This is a genomic window from Acidaminobacter sp. JC074, assembly GCF_022496765.1.
Lineage (GTDB): Bacteria > Bacillota > Clostridia > Peptostreptococcales > Acidaminobacteraceae > JABXKX01.
In genome coordinates this window covers 170691-188174 of the sequence record NZ_VANV01000012.1, presented here as the reverse complement: position 1 = coordinate 188174, position 17484 = coordinate 170691, and the positions used below count along the sequence as shown (strand labels likewise).

The following is a 17484-nucleotide window of genomic DNA, read 5'->3' as shown; positions in this document are numbered from 1 at the left end:
AATTAGAAAATGCCCTACTCTATCAATTAAAGGAGTCAAAAATGTCTGTAGGATATAAAATACATAATAAATCTTCTAAGCCAAATAATATTGTAGAAAAAGAAAATAAAATATTAGATCAGTGTGCAGCAATAGAAAATGAGTTGCCATATTTTTTAATTGATTATTTTATTTATCTAAAAAACGCAATTGCCATAACAAGTAGGTTGGCCTATCTACAAGACCTACTCTTCTTTTGTAAGTATCTTGTAAACGAAACTAGAATCACTACTGCTGAAACCACAGATGCAATAACTGAAAAAGAGTTCGCTTCTATTAGAGCTCGAGATGTCAACAGATTTATTGGTGACTATTGTACACGTTACTTTATTGAAAAAGACAATACGACTGTACTTATGGAAAACCATAATCGTTCTCTTTCAAGAAAAAAATCATCCCTTTCAGTTCTGTTCAAATTCCTCTTTAGAGAAGAAATTATGAAAGACAATATCGTTGATGGTCTTAATCCAATTAAGCTGCCTAAACCTCAACCTGATGCTATTAAACGCCTTGAAGTTGAGGAAGTAGCACTTATGCTACAAGCTGTAGAAACTGGTCAAGGACTTACAGATAAAGAACGCCAATACTGGGAGAAAACAAAATATCGTGATAAGGCTATACTGGTACTCTTCACAACCTTCGGTCTGCGTTTAAAAGAACTCCAGCAACTCAATATCTCTTCTTTCTCATTTTCTAGAAACGAATTTAAGATCTACAGAAAACGTGGTAAAGAAATTGATATGCCATTAAACAACTCAGTCGTAAAAGCTATCAATGACTATATTGAACTTGAAAGACCTAAAGAAACTGAATTGGATGATGAGTTTAAAGATGCCCTTTTTCTTTCTATGCAGAAGAAAAGAATTACAGAAAGAGCAATCAGGCAGCTGGTTAAGAAATATACTTCCATCGCACTCGGAACTAGCAGAGACTCCGGTTATAGCCCACATAAACTTAGAGCAACTGCTGCATCATCACTAATTCAATACGGCTTTTCTATATACGATGTACAGAATCTACTGGATCACGACAACGTAACCACAACCCAGCTTTATTCAGCACATAGAAAGAATGCTAAAAGAGATATCATCAAGCAATATGAGCTACTAGATGAAGAGGAAAACTAAAATACAAGGAGTAGTCATTTTAAAACGACTACTCCTTTTTAATTAATTATTCAAAATGATGCGTATTAACTTTTCTGCAGTTGGCCATGTTATCCAACCTTCGCCCTGGTATACTTTAAACGCTTCAAAGCCATACTTATATGTAGACTCACCATGTCTTAAACACCTAAACAATATCATGTAGGATTGATTATACACTGCAAGTGACAAAATAAGACCACCTAGTAAAATTGGAGTGATTAAGGTTGCTGAGAATACAAAGTGTGAGATTAATATGCCAATGATTTGACCTGTGGTCAAGATTATCATTGGTCTTAACTCCATTGTTAGGACTTCTTTTAAATTATACTCACTTGAGCTCCAGAAAGTTGGATTCAAGCTTAATGAAGAACCTTCAACATCCTTGCCCATCATTTTAGCTGTTCTGATATAAATGTATTGTCTTAGATATCTTAGTAAAAAGACCAATAACATACATTCATATACAAACAATACACCACCAGCATTCAAAGATTTTACATGACTCCAAAATATCATAAAGAACACAACATAAGCAATAAACCAAGTTATAACCTTATAAGACTTCATAATAACATATTCCTCGTTCAACTTCATAAGACCACCTCCGTCATTACTTATATACCCCCTATTTTCTATGCAACACAATTGCATGAAACAAGATAAATTCTGACTTCAGTGCAACTTTTGCATTGTGTTAGAAGAGGTAAATACAAAAAACTAAAAAAGCGAACACTGTTCGCTTTCCTTAATATACTTTAGGTACTTGTAATACTTGACCAGGATATACTATTTCATCATCAAGTTCATTCACCTTTGCTATTTCATACATAGTTTCTCTTAAATCTCTGTGATCAGGTGTTGCCTCATCAGCAATTGACCATAAGCTATCGCCTGCCCTTACAGTTATTTCAACGTATTCAACATCACCATCACCATATGAATCCATATTACCTAATGTCATCATTAATGATAAAAATGTGATTATAAAAATTAAAGTTAGTGCAAATGTAACTCTATTAGCTTTTCTTTTTCTTCTATTCTTCTTTATAGTATTTATATTAGTCATTATAACCTCCTTGAACATCTGTTCGTATTTTAATTATATCCGAACAGTCGTTCTTTGTAAAGACTTTTACGAACGAATGTTTGATTTTTTTTTATTTATATTGTATACTAGTTATAGTAAATAGATAGGAGGCCAATATGAGCAAAGAAATTACTGAAAAGCAATTAAACATACTAAAATACATTCAAAGTCAAGTACAACAAAAGGGTTATCCGCCTTCTGTACGTGAGATATGTGCTGCAGTTGGCTTGAAATCAACGTCTACAGTACATGGTCATCTTAACCGATTAGAAGCAAAAGGCTTTATTAGACGCGACCCTACTAAGCCGAGAGCAATTGAAATACTGTTACCAGGTGAAGAATTCAAAGATGATGACATTTCAACCAATGTTCATCAATTAGATGATTACCGAACAAACATTTCTATGGTACCAATCGTCGGTACGGTTACAGCTGGTCAACCTATCTTAGCAGTAGAAAACATAGAAGACAACTTCCCTCTTCCAAAAGAATTTGTGGACGATGGTGAATATTTCATGTTAAAGATCTCTGGCGACAGTATGATTGATATCGGTATTATGGATCATGACCTGGTATTGGTTAGAAAGCAGAACGAAGCTAAAAATGGTGATGTTGTTATCGCTTTATTGGATGATTCTGCAACTTGTAAGACTTTCTATAAGGAAAAAGACCAAATCAGACTACAACCAGAAAACTCATCATTAAATCCAATCTATTCTAAAGATGTGGCTGTACTTGGTATTGTAAAAGGCGTTTACAGACATATGTAAAAATGAACACTTAAAAAGGTTGTCTAATCATAGACAACCTTTATTTATGTAAAAATTTAATTCACATATTTTAATTTTCTTCCCTTTTGGCGCCGTACTTCAATCAAAGATTCGACTTGACAATTGTAATGCTCATCATCCGAAACTCTTATCAATGAGTTTAACAAATATTCTGGAAATGTTTTTGGAATCACTCTGTTCATTGTACAGTAAATAATTTTCTTCGCGGTATTCAATGTCCTAACATGCGTGTGAGCTTCAGCAAATAAATACCTTGAATTGTGTACGATAAAGTTGTTGCCAACTCTATAGACTTTAAAACTGCCTTCTTGGTAAACTTGTCTCCCCATGAAATTCTCCTTTGAATAGTACATTTTAGCCTAGGAATATTCAATTTTCTAACTTAATTATACACTAAAAAAACACTAGATGTATTAATCTAGCGTTAATTTTATGTTACATAATACTATATCTTGTATTTAGTTAAATCTAAAAGCATAAGCTCCTTGATAAACTCTATCTGTCTTTGTTGATCGTCCATTTCTAAATCTACAATCGCATAGATGCCCTCGTCTAGATAAACAAACTTAAGATATTCAGTAAAGTTTAGCACTTCTTCTTCTGTTAAAGTAATATGTTTTTTGTATGCTGTCATAAATAAGTCCCATTCATCTATGGTAAAAGGTCTATTCGGAGCAAGTGGCGAGGATGTATGGAACAAGATTAAAGCCAAACATAAATCAAATATTCTAGGGATATAACCAGAATTGTCTAAATCAATAAGCGAAACATTTTCTTCAGAGTAAATAAGATTTGTTGCCTTAAAGTCCCATGTAGCATCTACATAAGGGAAGTCAATTTCTCTTAAATGATCGAATTTAGACTTTACAGCCTCATCTACAAGATCTTGGATGTGTAATTGCTCACTATATCTTGATTCAATGGTTTTCATATCATCAATAACGTCTGTTAAAAACACACCACCATAATTCTGCCAAGTAAAACCGTGGTTAAAAATATCATTGTTACAGGCATGTAAACGTCCTAATAGGTCCCCTGCTAACCTAATGTGTTCATCTGACCCGTTATATGGTTCCCCTTCAATAAAAGGATATATGACCCATCTTGTTTCATCAATGATATGTGTTTCTTCATCAAATCGTTTGATTGGAAGACTGACATTGATTTCATTATTTTTTAAATGCTTTTGGAAAACCAAAAGCTTGTTCATCTGATTCTCATCTTTTTTAGTTCGTTTTAATACACAAAACTCATCATTTAATCTAACTTTGAATACTGGTGCATAAGGATATAATGAGACAGCTCTAGAATCATCTAATTTCAGCTGTTCAAATACTTTTTTATAATCGTCAACTTTGTACATTTTCATCACCTCTTCGATTAATATTATAACATGAATATCAATCAAGTTTTATTACGTAATCATTACGCCAAAAGAGACTCAAAAGAGCCTCTTAATAACCATAATAACCATCAACAAAGATTACATGCATCCTATCTTTAATCATCTGACCATCAATAATTGTATGTGCATGACAGATCTTCTCTGGACTGTTACATCTTGTACAGTAACCAGTAGTGTGACATGGCGTCTTTCTGCTTAATCTCTGTACATTCGCAGGTGCAGCTAAGCGTCTATTTCTTTCAAAAGCCTCATCTAAATCCTTAACAATTTTATTGGTACCAACCACAAGGATTACTTTCTCAGGACCATAGATCATCGCTGCAACTCTGTTACCACGGCCATCCACATTGTAGATTTCTCCTTCTTCAGTGATGGCATTAGTCGATGCAAAATAACCATCTACACCAAAAGCTTTGAAATAAATCTCTTTAATGTCTTCTGGTGTCAGTCCCTCTTCATATCTATCATAGAAAGTAAGATCTCTTTCTCTTAAGTGATCAATAATACCCGTTTCAAACAAGGTCATAGAACCACCAACTGTTACTGATGAGTTATCTGGGATAAGTCTATCAATAATTTCTTTTAACTCTTTAAGATCATTTGCATAGTAGCCACTCATATTTCTTTTTTCTAGGTTTTTAATGGTTTTGTCTACACGCTTTTTAACTACAATTTTCACATTATTGTCCATGGTTACCTCCTAAATATTCAATTGAAGGAAAATACTTAATCAGTACTTTACCTTTTATAAGCGATTCATCTATGTATGGGTTGTCCCAGTATCTAGAGTCTTTACTGCCATTTCTATTGTCACCTAACATGAAGTAAGCATCATCTGGCACCTTATAGGGACCAAAGTCACCAGCAATAAGAATATCTGAAAAATCTTCTAAGACCTGATTATTTACATATACCCTGCCTTCCTTGATTTCCACTGCCTCTCCTGGCATACCTATGATTCTTTTAACAAGAAGCTTGTCTTCATAATTAGAATCAAAGATGATGATGTCTCCTCTTTGAGGATCTGTAAACAAATAAGACAATCTAAGGGCAATCACCCTATCGTTGATATTAATCGTTGGCTTCATAGAACCAGTTGGAATAACAGCATTAACAATAATAAATGAGTTTATGATAAAGGCAATAACAATTGCAAGTACAATCGGCTTTACCCACTCTAATATTTTCTTCATAACCACCTCGGTTTACATAATTATTTTATATCCACCAACTCTTTTTCGTATAATCTATTCAAAGATTGCATAACACCAAATTTTGAATGATCATAAGTAACCCCACCTTGAAAATACACGATAAAAGGTTCCCTCATAGGTGCATCAGCACTTAGTTCTATTGAAGACCCTTGAACAAAGGCACCAGCTGCCATAATAACATCCGAATCGTAACCAGGCATCGCCCATGGTACAGGTGTTACATGAGAATCTACAGGGGCAGCATATTGAACACCCTCACAAAAGGCAATAACCCTATTTTTTGTGCCAAGTTTAACGGACTGTATGATATCACTTCTTGGGTCGTCATATCTAGGGTTAACTTCAAAACCAAGCTTTTCATATGCTCTCGAACAATAGATCGCACCTTTAATTGCCCCTGCAACAGTTTGTGGTGCTATGAAAAGGCCATGAAACATGGTTCTTGTTTGTCCAAACATCAGTCCGCATTCTTTACCAATACCTGGCGTTGTCATCCTATATGAAACTTGCTCTACCAAGTCCTTTTTACCAACAATATAACCGCCAGCAATGGCAAGGCCACCACCTGGATTTTTAATAAGCGAGCCTGCCATGATGTCAGCACCTACTTCAGTAGGTTCTTGATAATCTAGAAATTCACCATAACAGTTGTCAATCATAACAATAACATCCTCTTGAATGTCTTTTACAAATGCTATGACTTCTTTAATTTTATCGATGGTTAATGACTGTCTCCAAGCATAGCCACTAGACCTTTGTATGTATATCATTTTTACAGGTGACTTCATATTTTCTTTGATAAGGTCAAACTGAAACTCGCCATCACTTGTTAAGTCTACTTGTAAATAGTTGATATCAAGTGCTTGATTGTATTCATTGCTGATACCGATGACTTCATCTAGTGTATCATAGGGCTTGCCTGCAATAGACAGGAGTGTGTCGCCTGTTTTAAGGATACCTGAAAGACATAAAGATAAGGCGTGGGTGCCATTAACGATAATAGGTCTAACAATGGCATCTTCTGTCTTGAATACATCAGCATATATTTCTTCTATCTTATCTCGACCAGGATCATCGTAACCGTAACCAGTATGCCAGTTAAAGTGATTCGATGACAACCTATGTTTTTGCATAGCATTAAGCACCTTCAATTGATTGTAACTTGCTATTTCATCTATTTCATCAAATGTTTCTTTAATGTCTGATTCAACACTTTCTAGATAATCTAGTACATGTGTATGAATACCTAAAGATTCATACATAGCTCTCTTACTCATTTAAATCTCCTCGTTAAAAAGCTCTAAAAGTTCTCTTTTAGAGCTTATCTCTTATTCTGTAAATTCTTCTACTTTCTTATTAAAGTTAACAGGTTTAGCAGGGATGATTGTTGAGATAGCATGTTTGTAAATCATTTGTTGTTTACCATCACTATCAAGTACAATCGTATAATTGTCAAATCCTTTAACATACCCCTTAATCTGATAACCACTGATTAAGAATACAACAATGCTGATATGATCTCTTCTAACATCGTTTAGAAAGATATCCTGTAAATTAAGTGCATTTTTCATAAAACCCCTCCATAATATTTTTAAGATTTAATTAGACGGATGATTGCTGCCTTCATTTCTTCATAAGTGTCATATTGATCATAATCAAACCAATGAATATCATCATATCTTCTGAACCATGTCATTTGACGTTTTGCATAACGTCTAGAATTCTGCTTGATCAATGAGATCATTGTCTCTTTATCGTACATCCCATCTAAGTAAGGAACTACTTCTTTATATCCTATACCCTGCATTGAGGTGTTTGACGCATTCAATCCCATTTCTCTTAAATTTTTTACTTCATCTATCAAGCCTTGATCAATCATAATGTCTACCCTTTTATTAATTCTAACATATAATCTTTTACGATTACGTGTCAATCCAATTAAAACATAGTCATAATCTGATGTTTTTTTCAAATCAGTAGAAAAATCATCAATGGTTTGACCTGTAACATGATAAACCTCTAAGGCTCTTATAACTTTTCTTAGATTGTTAAAGTGAATCTTTTGATAAGATTTTGGATCAATATCCTTAAGCATTTCATGAACATGCTGGTTGCCATGAGCTTCAGCTATGGCTTCAAGCTCTTTTCTATAGTCTGGATCACTAGCAGAATTTGAAAAATCCATATCATACATTAGGGCATTGACATACAAACCCGTACCACCAGTTACAATCGGTGTTTTACCTCTTGAAGAAATATCTTTGATATAGGCTTTGGCCTTTTCTTGGTAATCAGAAACTGAGAAGTTCACAAAAGGGTCTATCTCATCTATTAAGTAATGAGGCACCCCTTGCATTTCTTCTTTTGTAGGTTTTGCACTTCCTATATCAAAATGCTTATAAATCTGCATTGAATCTGATGATATAATTTCACCATCAACGGCTTTTGCAATATCAATGGATATGTCGGTCTTACCAACGGCTGTTGGTCCTACTAAAATTACTACTTTACTCATTAAACACCTACGTTCTATTAAACTTTCTTTCTATTTCACTTCTTGATATTTTTATTATAATTGGTCGACCATGTGGACAAGTGTAAGGTTCATTTAGACCCTTCAGTTGATTGACAAGACCTTCAACTTCTATGTCCATTAAATGATCATTGGCCTTAACAGCCGCCTTACATGATCTTGTAGCTATTTGATTCAGCGCCAACTCAAATCTTTCTTTTGGTAATGAAAAATCCAGTTTTTCAATTAGGTCATTGATCATAAACTTAGCAGTCTTTAGATCAAATCCCAAAGGAATCTCCCTAACAACTATGGCATTCTCTCCAAAAGGCTCAATGTTAAAGCCTAAATTTAAAAGAATATCTTTGTGGGCCATGGCATTTGATACAGTCATAGAATTTATATCTACCACAATTGGCTCCAAAATCATCTGTGTCATCATCTTTTTATTTCTAAAGTCATCTAAGAATTTCTCATAGAGTATCTTTTCATGAGCAGCATGCTGGTCAATCATATACATCTGATGATTCTTTTCATATATTAGATATGAGTTGAAAATCTGTCCGATGTATCTTAAGTTGTCATAAATTGTTTCCTTAGGATCTTCAAACATAGGTTTAGGCGACTCATAAACCACTTCTTTAAAGGTCTCTCTAACAAGGGGTTTAACAGTCTCCTTATTTGAAAATACAGGACTTTCTTTAACAGTCTCCTTATTTGAAAATACAGGACTTTCTTTAATAAGGGGCTTGTCTTCAACAAATTTTTCTTGTCTTACAAGCGGCTTATCTTGTCTTACAAGCGGCTTATCTTGTCTTTCTAATGGTTTGACACTTGTCTGATTTTCTATGGGCTTATTATTTCTATTTTCACTTAAGCTCTTATAAGACTCGAGTAAAACTTCCTTCTTTTCTTGCTCTTCCTTAGCTTTTACAAAATCTCTTTTTTCATGACCAAACTTAAAGTCCTTTACTTCCTTTTTAACTTGATCAAATGATTCAGGCTTTTTACTGATAAGCGTTTTTTCAGCTTGACGGTTTACTTCTGAATAAGCCTTAAGGACTTCTTTATTTTCTATAGGCTTAGCATTCATAGGTTTATCCGGCACCATGTCATAACGATTGATCTCGTACTTAAGTGCCTTGTAGATAAGGTCTTTAACAACACCCTCCTGATGAAATCTAATTTCAGTCTTTGCAGGATGAATGTTAATGTCTATAAGTGATGGGTCTATGGTTATATTAAGAAACGATATAGCAAAGCGGTTATGAGGAATCAAGGTACGATAAACCGTCGCAATGGCATCCTCAATGGTTTTGCTTTTTACATATCTATTATTTACAAAGGCAATTTGGTATTGTCTATTGCCTCTTGTCATCTCAATGGTAGAAACATAACCAGATAAGTGAATATCATGTTCTTTATAATCTACTTGAATCAGGTTCTTAGCAAGAGACCTTTGATAAATGTTTAAGATCACATCATAGAGTTTGCCGTTACCTGGTGTTATAAAGATGTTTTTACCACCGACAATATACTTAAAAGCCACTTCTGGATGAGACATGGCGAGTTTAGTCATAATGTCATTGATAGCATTTAACTCTGCGTTATTAGACTTCATAAACTTAAGTCTGGCAGGTGTGTTAAAAAACAAGTCTTTGACCATCATCGTTGTACCAGAAGGGGCTCCAACATCTTGGTTCTCAACTATCTTACCACCTGAAAGGACAAGCTTTTTACCATAATCAAAGTCTGAATGCTTTGAGATAACTTCCATATTAGAAACAGAAGAAATAGAAGCTAAGGCTTCACCTCTAAAGCCTAAACTTGAAATATGATAAATATCATTGATGGTTCTTATCTTACTTGTAGAATGCCTTTCAAAGGCTAGTACAATATCATCTGGTCTGATGCCATGACCATTATCAGTTACCCTGATAAGGCTTTTACCAGCATCTTTTATTTCAACTGTAATCTTAGTCGCCTGTGCATCTATTGCATTCTCTACAAGCTCTTTTACAACAGCAAGAGGTCTTTCAACAACCTCACCTGCTGCAATTTTATTAGATATATCTTTGTCTAATTGAATAATTTTATTATCGATCATCTAATCCTTCTTTGCTCTTTCAACTAAATCATATAGTATATTCATAGCTTCTAAAGGCGTTACTTTCATAACATCCATGTCCTTAAGTATGTTTACAACTTCATGTTCTTTCATAACAACTTGTGTCTTAACATCCATTGAGGAATGTATAGATGAAATGTTGTTGTTGATGTCATGTTCCTCAAGTTGTTTTAAGATTTCCTTAGCACGTGCAATAACTGGATCTGGAATACCAGCAAGTTTTGCAACTTGAATACCATAAGACCTGTTTGCACCACCTCTGATAATCTTTCTTAAGAAGGTAATGTCATCACCCGATTCTTTTACCGATATACAATAATTTTTAACACCCGGGAAACGACCTTCTAATTCAGTCAACTCATGATAGTGTGTTGCAAATAATGTCTTGGCACCAATCTCTTCATTTTGTGATAAGAACTCTACCACAGACCAGGCAATAGATAGACCATCATAGGTAGAAGTACCACGACCGATTTCATCTAAAATGATCAATGAATGTTCTGTTGCATTATGAAGTATGTTAGACAGTTCGTTCATTTCTACCATAAAAGTAGACTGACCCTGCGATAGATCATCTGAAGCCCCAACACGCGTGAATATCCTATCAACAATGGCAACCTTACCAGAAGATGCTGGAATAAAACAGCCAATTTGAGCCATAAGTGTTATTAAGGCTACTTGGCGAAGGTATGTTGACTTACCTGCCATATTTGGCCCTGTGATGATGTAAAAACGGTTGTCAGTTTGATTGATAATGGTATCATTAGGTACAAATAACTCTTCCGTTCCTAGCTGTTCTACAACAGGATGACGGCCATTTTCAATCATGATTTCACCGTCTGTGCTGATTTCCGGCTTTGTATAATCATTGTTATAAGAAACAATGGCAAATGATAGTAGTGTATCAATTTCTGCAATAACTTGGGCAGATTTCTTGATTCTTAAAATTTGATCTAAAATTCTATTCTTAACATCAATAAAGAGGTCATACTCTAAAACATTGATTTTTTCTTCTGCATTTAATATTTTAGTTTCAATATCCTTAAGTTCAGGATAGATATAACGCTCTGCATTGGCCAGTGTTTGTTTTCTGATATAATTTTCAGGTACCAAGTCTACATTTTTCTTAGTCACCTCTATAAAGTAACCGAACACCTTGTTAAACTTTATTTTTAAAGAGTTGATACCAGTCTTTTCTCTTTCAGCCTGCTCTAATTTAACAATCCAATCTTTACCGTTTGTCAGTATATCTCTTAACTCACTTAATTCTTCATTGTAAGCAGTTTTGATGATTTTACCTTCCCTGATAGTAATCGGCGGATCCTCATGAATGGCATCATCTAAGAGCTTATAGATATCTGTTAAATCATCTAGCTCTGAAATGATATGATTCAGATGCTCATTTTCTGCTGACATAAGCATTCTTTTTATATTGGGCAAATACATAAGAGATTGCTTTAAAGACAACATATCTCTGGCATTAACAGTACCATAAACCAGCTTAGATGAAATTCTCTCTAAGTCATAAATTCTAGATAAATATTCATTTATATCCTGTCTCATAGAGATGTTTTCATAAAAGTACTCTACAGCAGACAGTCTTTTATTAATTTCTGTTTTTGAAAGTAAAGGTGCCTCTATCCACTTACGAAGATTTCTTGCGCCCATAGCGGTTGCCGTCTTATCTAGTACCCACAGTAAAGAACCTCTTTTTTCATGAGCTCTCATAGTTTCAGACAACTCAAGGTTTCTTCTAGTAAACTTATCTAATACCATATAAGCATCATGTTTGTATATTTCTATATGGTTAAAGTGAACCAGATCAACCTTTTGAGTTTCCTCTATATAAGATAAAAGTGCACCACATGCAATTACAGAATCATCTGACTCAGTTAAGCCTAAGCTTTCTGTAGAATAAACCTTAAAGAGTCTCTTAATGGTTTGTTCTGCCTCTGAAAACTTAAAGTGTATAGGATTTAAATAAGTCATCAGGTAATGATTGTCTATAAAGAAAGCCATAAGTTCTTCATCGTAACGCATGCTTTCAGAAATAACAACTTCCTTAGGGTTGATCTTTAAAATCTCATTATAGAGGTTTTCTAAATTGGTCAGATTTTTGAAGAAAGTTGTCTTAAACTCAGATGTAGATATATCTGAATAGGCAATACCAAAATGACGATCATTTTGATAGACCGTTAAGACATAATTGTTAACAGAATCCTTCAACATGTTAGGATCCGTTACTGTACCTGGCGTAACAATACGTGTTACTGCACGCTTTACAATACCTTTGGCTTGCTTAGGATCTTCAATTTGCTCGCAGATAGCCACCTTATGACCAGCAGAGACAAGCTTACTTAAATAACCTTCTGCAGCATGATAAGGTACACCTGCTAAAGGTGCCTTTTCTTCTAAGCCACAACCTCTAGCCGTTAGCGTAATATCCAGGACCTTAGAAGCTGTTACAGCATCGTCAAAAAACATTTCATAGAAATCACCTAGTCTAAAGAATAGGATATAATCCTGATATTCTTTTTTTATTTCCATATATTGCTGCATCATAGGTGTTAACTTTGCCATTTATGCCTCCACTAGCTCGCCATACAACGAGAACTTTTTAGGTTGTGTAACTCTTACATTTACAAACTCACCAATAAGTGATTCATCACCTAAAAAGTGAACTGTTCTGTTGCCGTCTGTACGGCCTGTAAGCGTATCATCCTTTTTAGAATGACCTTCTACTAAGACTTGAACCACTTGATCATTACAAGCCAAGTTCTTTTCGTATATAATCTCATTAATCGAGTTGAGTACATTATTAAATCTTTCATGTTTGATATCATCAGGAATTTGATTGGTCATCTCATCAGCTGGTGTACCTTTACGTTGTGAATAGATAAATGTAAATGCTGAATCATAACGTACTTCTTTAATTAAATCTAATAACTCTTCTACATCCTGATCTGTTTCACCTGGGAAACCGATGATTAAGTCAGTGGAAATGGTAACTTCAGGCATAAGATTTCTTGCGTAATGGATAATCTCCATATAATCTTTACGTGTGTAACCTCTATTCATCGATTTAAGTAGTGTATTACTTGCTGCTTGAACCGGTAAATGAAGATACTTAGAAATGTTATCGTGTTTTGCCATCACTTCTAGTACTTCTTTAGAAAGATCCTTAGGATGTGACGTCATAAACTTAAGTCTCTTAACACCCTCAATATTTGCAACATCTTCTAAGAGTTCAGCAAAAGATACTGGATTGTCTAGGGTCTTACCATAAGAGTTAACATTCTGTCCCAACAAGGTAATCTCTTTTGTACCATCTTTTACTAAAGTTTTAATTTCATCAAGTATGGCTTCTTTTTCTCTTGAACGTTCACGACCTCTTGTATAAGGTACGATACAGTAAGTACAGAAGTTGTTGCAACCATACATAATGTTGACAAAAGCTTTCAGTTCAAACTTTCTAGAAGAGTTCGTGTTTTCAATCACTTCACCATCAATATCCCAAACTTGTACAACTGAATGTTTAGAAGTCATGGCTTCATTAAGTAGGCCTGGGAAGTTATGAACATTATGGGTACCAAATACAATGTCTACATGACGATACTTTTTCTTAATTTCCTGAACAACATGATCCTGTTGCATCATACAACCACAAATACCAATGATTAAATCAGGATTCTTTTCTTTTAAAGTCTTGAAAGTACCAATTTTACCATATACTTTTAACTCTGCATTTTCTCTTACACAACAGGTATTAACAAGTATCAAATCTGCATCAGTTTGAAAAGGTGTTGCCTCATAACCCATGGTCTCTAGAGTTGCTGCTAATTTTTCTGAGTCATGTTCATTCATTTGACAACCGTATGTTAAAATTAAATACTTTTTCTTTCTACCATGTGTTGTAAAATAAGCCATGTTATCATGACGAATACTTTCTATTAACTGATCATTGTTAGCTAATATTTCTTTACTTTCCTTGCTTAACTTCATTTACTGTCCTTTCACTATATGAATTTCTAAAGTAGTCCGCTACTTCTTTGTATGTTTCTAACGCTTCAAAACCTTTAGCGGTTAAGCGATATTTTCCCTGTCCAATTCTGTCAAACCAGCCATAGTGGTTACTATAGAGGATTTGTCCTGTTTTCTTATTATCTGTAAAAAGCTTTACTTGTTTAGGAGAAGCCTCTTGATACTTTGACAGTGCAACTGCTACGGCTATTGTTTCTTCTCTATAGGCCGTCATGCGTTTGATACCTGTTGTACCTCCGATATTTTCTACAATACCGGTACGTCTATCAATTTCAGATATAATGGCTCTCTTTTTTTTATGATTTTTCTTTCGGTTATACGCCAAAGGGTGGTTTTCAATAGTGACCCTCATACCAGATTTTAAAACACTTACTGTAATAAGGCCTAGTTCCAACCTTTTTATCAAATGAACCACTTCTTTGTATCTCTTATTTATTTGCTTAGGCTTAAAGATGGCAACATAGACAGAATCAAAAGTCTTTTGTCTATCTACAGCCTGTAAGATCAACTTTAAATTAAATGTCGGTTTAAGTTCAATGGCTATTGATTCATCATCTTTTTTTATAACCATATCAATATCTTTCACTTCACCATGAACTTTATAACCACACGATTCAAAGTATTTTTTTATAGGATGATATAGATCACTTTCCTTTAAATCCTTCATAAAACCTTCTTTCTCCATCCTTATAATTATAGCGGAAATTCATCCTAAAAACAACATTCTTACACCACTAAAAAAGTAGAATAACAATTATACAATTGCTATCCTACTCCATACTGACATATTAAAATTTTTCCACCATTAGAGGGAATCTTAATTTCCATTTTGTCTAAGACCTGATAATCCTGAATCCCCTCTATATGTGGTATAACAGGTCGGTTAAGCTTTAGGTCTAAATCACTTAAATTTATTATAACTTCCTCATCAGCCCAAGAAGCAAACGCCAATAAAACACAATCGTCTTTATAGTAACAGGTAAGTTTAACATGATTACTTTTAAGCCTTATGGTATGATCCTCCCAATAACCAACCATCCGACTGTCTTTTATACCAAAAGAATCCCATAAGTCATACATAGAAAGAGGATCTCTATCCCCCCACCTAGTCCTATTGGTCATACCATAAAGCATGCCTCTATAAAGATGACCGTCACCTTCTAACATATCACTTGTAAGACCAAAGGGTATACCAGATATTTCAGTCAACCAATAATCAGGCCCCTTATTGTAGTCATATGATTCGCCAATCCATAATCTATCAACAAAAGGCATGACTTGCATATAGAGCATTAGAGAAGACACCTGACCTGCAAAGTCATGTCTATGGTTCCATGAATGCAGATCAATATCAAAATCATCTTTGACCTGTAAAATACGTCTAAGCCTTATCATGGAACTTCTATCTAGAAAAGTATCGTCAATATATATACCATCTATGTCTAAATTATCTATCATCCACTTTAAACCAGCCATATAGAAGTTATTGAGTCTTGAGTGTGTTTCAGTTAAAATAGCTGCACACAAGGTACCGTCTTCAAATTGGTGTTCCCATGCAGGAATTAAGTCCTTATCAAGGGTTTTGTTGATATATCCCGTATGATAGCCAATATCAAGGCCATCATTTTCTTTAAGACGTTCGTTTCTAAGATCCCAAAAGGATGGGCTATTATAATCATTTTTAGGAAATAACTCGTAATCAAGTGAATGAAATGCCTGTAGTTCATCTATATGATGACTCAGTTCTCTCATGGTATAATAAAGCTTCACTTTAACTTCTTTTTGATGACAAGACTGTATCAACTTACTAAGCGCTTCTTTATGATTAAAAGGATAATTGATATAAGGATAAACATCCTGACCATGGTGTATATTCAAGACCTGACACTTTTTATCAAGAATGTCATCTATACAAGCCATCATATGTGAATTTTCCTTTGGTTGATAATAACGTCTCTTAAAGTGTTTTTTCATATCAAGCCGTTTAAAAGGCGTCAGATTCATTTCTATTGATATGGTTTTCTTTTCAAAAGCCTCCATGATAAAATCCCTCGTACTCGCCTGAAGTTCATGATGATCCGACAATGATATTTTGTCCCAAACACTCTTATTTAAAGGTCTGTTTTTATAATAGACATTTGAAAAAGGCATGATATAATTGTCATCTTTGAATTTCATCGATATACCCATCTTATGAGAGCCAATCCATATAGCATCTTGATGATTGTCGTTAAAAGTAAAGTCGTAAGGTCTATAGAGGCCACCATCAAAATCAAGACCCATCATATAAGTTGCATGTTTCTCATTAAGCGGACAATTAAGATCCAGATTAAGACGCATTTTATCTGAGACCCTTATTCTTAAATCTACTTGGATAAAACCTTCCACAGACACCAGCATATCCACTACAAGCGTTACTGAATCATTTGTATAAAATTTTCTATAAGTAACCTTGGATTTGTCCTGAGATAGAAATGCCCACGGACTCTCTTGAAAGACAAGTTTTTTAGTCATAGATGAAATATTAATCGACAATGGGCCATTAAGTAATTCTTCTTGATGGTATGTAACAGATTCAATCAAACCCTTATCAGCCAGCAACAAGGTTTTATTGTTGACTTTCAAACATCTATCCTTCATTTCAATGGGTAAATAATCTTTTAGCACGATGTCCTCTTGACCTATCTTACTATTTAGCCAAGACATTCTCGGCAAATGTCCCCTAACATCTTTTTCTATTACAAGCCTAACAGATATGACCATTTTAAAGTTATCTGCAGTCAGATGTATACACCCCTTGTAAACACCTTCTTCAATGTCTTTAAGATCAAGTCCTAGCCAAAGTTCCTTGTGTTTGACTACATCTACTCGTTTTGTAAATCTTCTACCATTACAGTCTATGCCGCCTATGTTAAAGCATGTCCATCTTTTATGATCAATTTCTCTTTTGCCATTAGAAAATATCTCAAAATTAAAGGATACATTCTCAAGTACATTCTCTGTTTCCAGTGTTATGGGAAATGAGTTGTAGCTGTTGTAAAGTGCTTTAAACTCAATTTCTTTACATAATTCATTTATGTCAACCAAACTTTTCTTGCAATATATTTTCATTGTCACCT

16 protein-coding genes are annotated in these 17484 nt (G+C 34.3%); 2 read left to right on the top strand and 14 right to left on the bottom strand.

All coding sequences use genetic code 11. From position 1 onward, the window contains the following. Positions 1-41: 41 nt before the first annotated feature. Positions 42-1166, top strand: a complete 1125-nt coding sequence (locus EZV73_RS15045) for a tyrosine-type recombinase/integrase (RefSeq protein ID WP_240841216.1) — start codon at positions 42-44, stop codon at positions 1164-1166. A 42-nt stretch (positions 1167-1208) separates the two neighbouring features. Here the strand turns inward: EZV73_RS15045 and EZV73_RS15040 are convergent, their stop codons facing one another. After that, a complete protein-coding gene (locus EZV73_RS15040; RefSeq protein ID WP_240841215.1) occupies positions 1209-1781 on the bottom strand; it encodes a hypothetical protein in 573 nt (190 codons plus the stop codon). Between the two features lie 151 nt (positions 1782-1932). Then, complete coding sequence (locus EZV73_RS15035) at positions 1933-2253, bottom strand: LysM peptidoglycan-binding domain-containing protein (RefSeq protein ID WP_240841214.1); 321 nt, start codon at positions 2251-2253, stop codon at positions 1933-1935. A gap of 137 nt (positions 2254-2390) precedes the next feature. Here EZV73_RS15035 and lexA point away from each other — a divergent pair, with 137 nt between their 5' ends. After that, complete coding sequence (gene lexA / locus EZV73_RS15030) at positions 2391-3044, top strand: transcriptional repressor LexA (RefSeq protein ID WP_240841213.1); 654 nt, start codon at positions 2391-2393, stop codon at positions 3042-3044. 56 nt (positions 3045-3100) lie between these two features. On the opposite strand, the gene EZV73_RS15025 is transcribed toward lexA, so the two are convergent. The 12 genes from EZV73_RS15025 to EZV73_RS14970 form a co-directional block, all read right to left on the bottom strand. Next, complete coding sequence (locus tag EZV73_RS15025; RefSeq protein WP_240841212.1) at positions 3101-3394, bottom strand: hypothetical protein; 294 nt, start codon at positions 3392-3394, stop codon at positions 3101-3103. A gap of 116 nt (positions 3395-3510) precedes the next feature. Next, positions 3511-4428, bottom strand: coding sequence for a phosphotransferase enzyme family protein (locus tag EZV73_RS15020; RefSeq protein ID WP_240841211.1), 918 nt, complete (start codon positions 4426-4428; stop codon positions 3511-3513). A gap of 91 nt (positions 4429-4519) precedes the next feature. Beyond that, the gene (locus EZV73_RS15015) at positions 4520-5161 is read right to left on the bottom strand and encodes a lactate utilization protein (RefSeq protein ID WP_240841210.1); all 642 of its coding nucleotides are present in this window, start codon (positions 5159-5161) and stop codon (positions 4520-4522) included. Beyond that, positions 5151-5663 (bottom strand): signal peptidase I, encoded by a 513-nt coding sequence (gene lepB, locus EZV73_RS15010; protein WP_240841209.1) that lies wholly within the window; start codon positions 5661-5663, stop codon positions 5151-5153. The genes EZV73_RS15015 and lepB overlap by 11 nt, the downstream gene beginning before the upstream one ends. 20 nt (positions 5664-5683) lie before the next feature. Then, positions 5684-6946, bottom strand: a complete 1263-nt coding sequence (locus EZV73_RS15005; RefSeq protein ID WP_240841229.1) for a methionine gamma-lyase family protein — start codon at positions 6944-6946, stop codon at positions 5684-5686. Positions 6947-7012: 66 nt separating this feature from the next. Then, the gene (gene hfq, locus EZV73_RS15000) at positions 7013-7255 is read right to left on the bottom strand and encodes an RNA chaperone Hfq (RefSeq protein ID WP_240841208.1); all 243 of its coding nucleotides are present in this window, start codon (positions 7253-7255) and stop codon (positions 7013-7015) included. A 20-nt stretch (positions 7256-7275) separates the two neighbouring features. Then, positions 7276-8199, bottom strand: a complete 924-nt coding sequence (miaA, locus tag EZV73_RS14995; RefSeq protein ID WP_240841207.1) for a tRNA (adenosine(37)-N6)-dimethylallyltransferase MiaA — start codon at positions 8197-8199, stop codon at positions 7276-7278. Positions 8200-8206: 7 nt separating this feature from the next. Next, positions 8207-10303, bottom strand: coding sequence for a DNA mismatch repair endonuclease MutL (gene mutL, locus EZV73_RS14990; protein ID WP_240841206.1), 2097 nt, complete (start codon positions 10301-10303; stop codon positions 8207-8209). Beyond that, on the bottom strand, positions 10304-12904 hold the full coding sequence (gene mutS, locus EZV73_RS14985) for a DNA mismatch repair protein MutS (RefSeq protein WP_240841205.1): 2601 nt from the start codon (positions 12902-12904) through the stop codon (positions 10304-10306). Next, complete coding sequence (gene miaB / locus EZV73_RS14980; protein ID WP_240841204.1) at positions 12905-14326, bottom strand: tRNA (N6-isopentenyl adenosine(37)-C2)-methylthiotransferase MiaB; 1422 nt, start codon at positions 14324-14326, stop codon at positions 12905-12907. Continuing rightward, positions 14304-15032: a DUF2161 family putative PD-(D/E)XK-type phosphodiesterase gene (locus EZV73_RS14975; protein ID WP_240841203.1), complete on the bottom strand. Its 729-nt coding sequence runs from the start codon at positions 15030-15032 to the stop codon at positions 14304-14306. Before EZV73_RS14975 ends, miaB begins: the two co-directional genes overlap by 23 nt. Positions 15033-15130: 98 nt before the next feature. Continuing rightward, complete coding sequence (locus EZV73_RS14970; protein WP_240841202.1) at positions 15131-17476, bottom strand: glycoside hydrolase domain-containing protein; 2346 nt, start codon at positions 17474-17476, stop codon at positions 15131-15133. Positions 17477-17484 lie beyond the last annotated feature (8 nt).

What these genes read in the sequence shown, in the direction of transcription:
- mutL (WP_240841206.1), bottom strand. Translation starts at nt 10,303, where the DNA reads ATGATCGATAATAAAATTATTCAATTAGACAAAGATATATCTAATAAA.
- hfq (WP_240841208.1), bottom strand. Translation starts at nt 7,255, where the DNA reads ATGAAAAATGCACTTAATTTACAGGATATCTTTCTAAACGATGTTAGA.
- miaB (WP_240841204.1), bottom strand. Translation starts at nt 14,326, where the DNA reads ATGAAGTTAAGCAAGGAAAGTAAAGAAATATTAGCTAACAATGATCAG.
- EZV73_RS15045 (WP_240841216.1), top strand. Translation starts at nt 42, where the DNA reads ATGTCTGTAGGATATAAAATACATAATAAATCTTCTAAGCCAAATAAT.
- miaA (WP_240841207.1), bottom strand. Translation starts at nt 8,199, where the DNA reads ATGAGTAAAGTAGTAATTTTAGTAGGACCAACAGCCGTTGGTAAGACC.
- EZV73_RS15035 (WP_240841214.1), bottom strand. Translation starts at nt 2,253, where the DNA reads ATGACTAATATAAATACTATAAAGAAGAATAGAAGAAAAAGAAAAGCT.
- EZV73_RS15015 (WP_240841210.1), bottom strand. Translation starts at nt 5,161, where the DNA reads ATGGACAATAATGTGAAAATTGTAGTTAAAAAGCGTGTAGACAAAACC.
- EZV73_RS15020 (WP_240841211.1), bottom strand. Translation starts at nt 4,428, where the DNA reads ATGTACAAAGTTGACGATTATAAAAAAGTATTTGAACAGCTGAAATTA.
- lepB (WP_240841209.1), bottom strand. Translation starts at nt 5,663, where the DNA reads ATGAAGAAAATATTAGAGTGGGTAAAGCCGATTGTACTTGCAATTGTT.
- EZV73_RS14970 (WP_240841202.1), bottom strand. Translation starts at nt 17,476, where the DNA reads ATGAAAATATATTGCAAGAAAAGTTTGGTTGACATAAATGAATTATGT.
- mutS (WP_240841205.1), bottom strand. Translation starts at nt 12,904, where the DNA reads ATGGCAAAGTTAACACCTATGATGCAGCAATATATGGAAATAAAAAAA.
- EZV73_RS15040 (WP_240841215.1), bottom strand. Translation starts at nt 1,781, where the DNA reads ATGAAGTTGAACGAGGAATATGTTATTATGAAGTCTTATAAGGTTATA.
- EZV73_RS15025 (WP_240841212.1), bottom strand. Translation starts at nt 3,394, where the DNA reads ATGGGGAGACAAGTTTACCAAGAAGGCAGTTTTAAAGTCTATAGAGTT.
- EZV73_RS14975 (WP_240841203.1), bottom strand. Translation starts at nt 15,032, where the DNA reads ATGAAGGATTTAAAGGAAAGTGATCTATATCATCCTATAAAAAAATAC.
- lexA (WP_240841213.1), top strand. Translation starts at nt 2,391, where the DNA reads ATGAGCAAAGAAATTACTGAAAAGCAATTAAACATACTAAAATACATT.
- EZV73_RS15005 (WP_240841229.1), bottom strand. Translation starts at nt 6,946, where the DNA reads ATGTATGAATCTTTAGGTATTCATACACATGTACTAGATTATCTAGAA.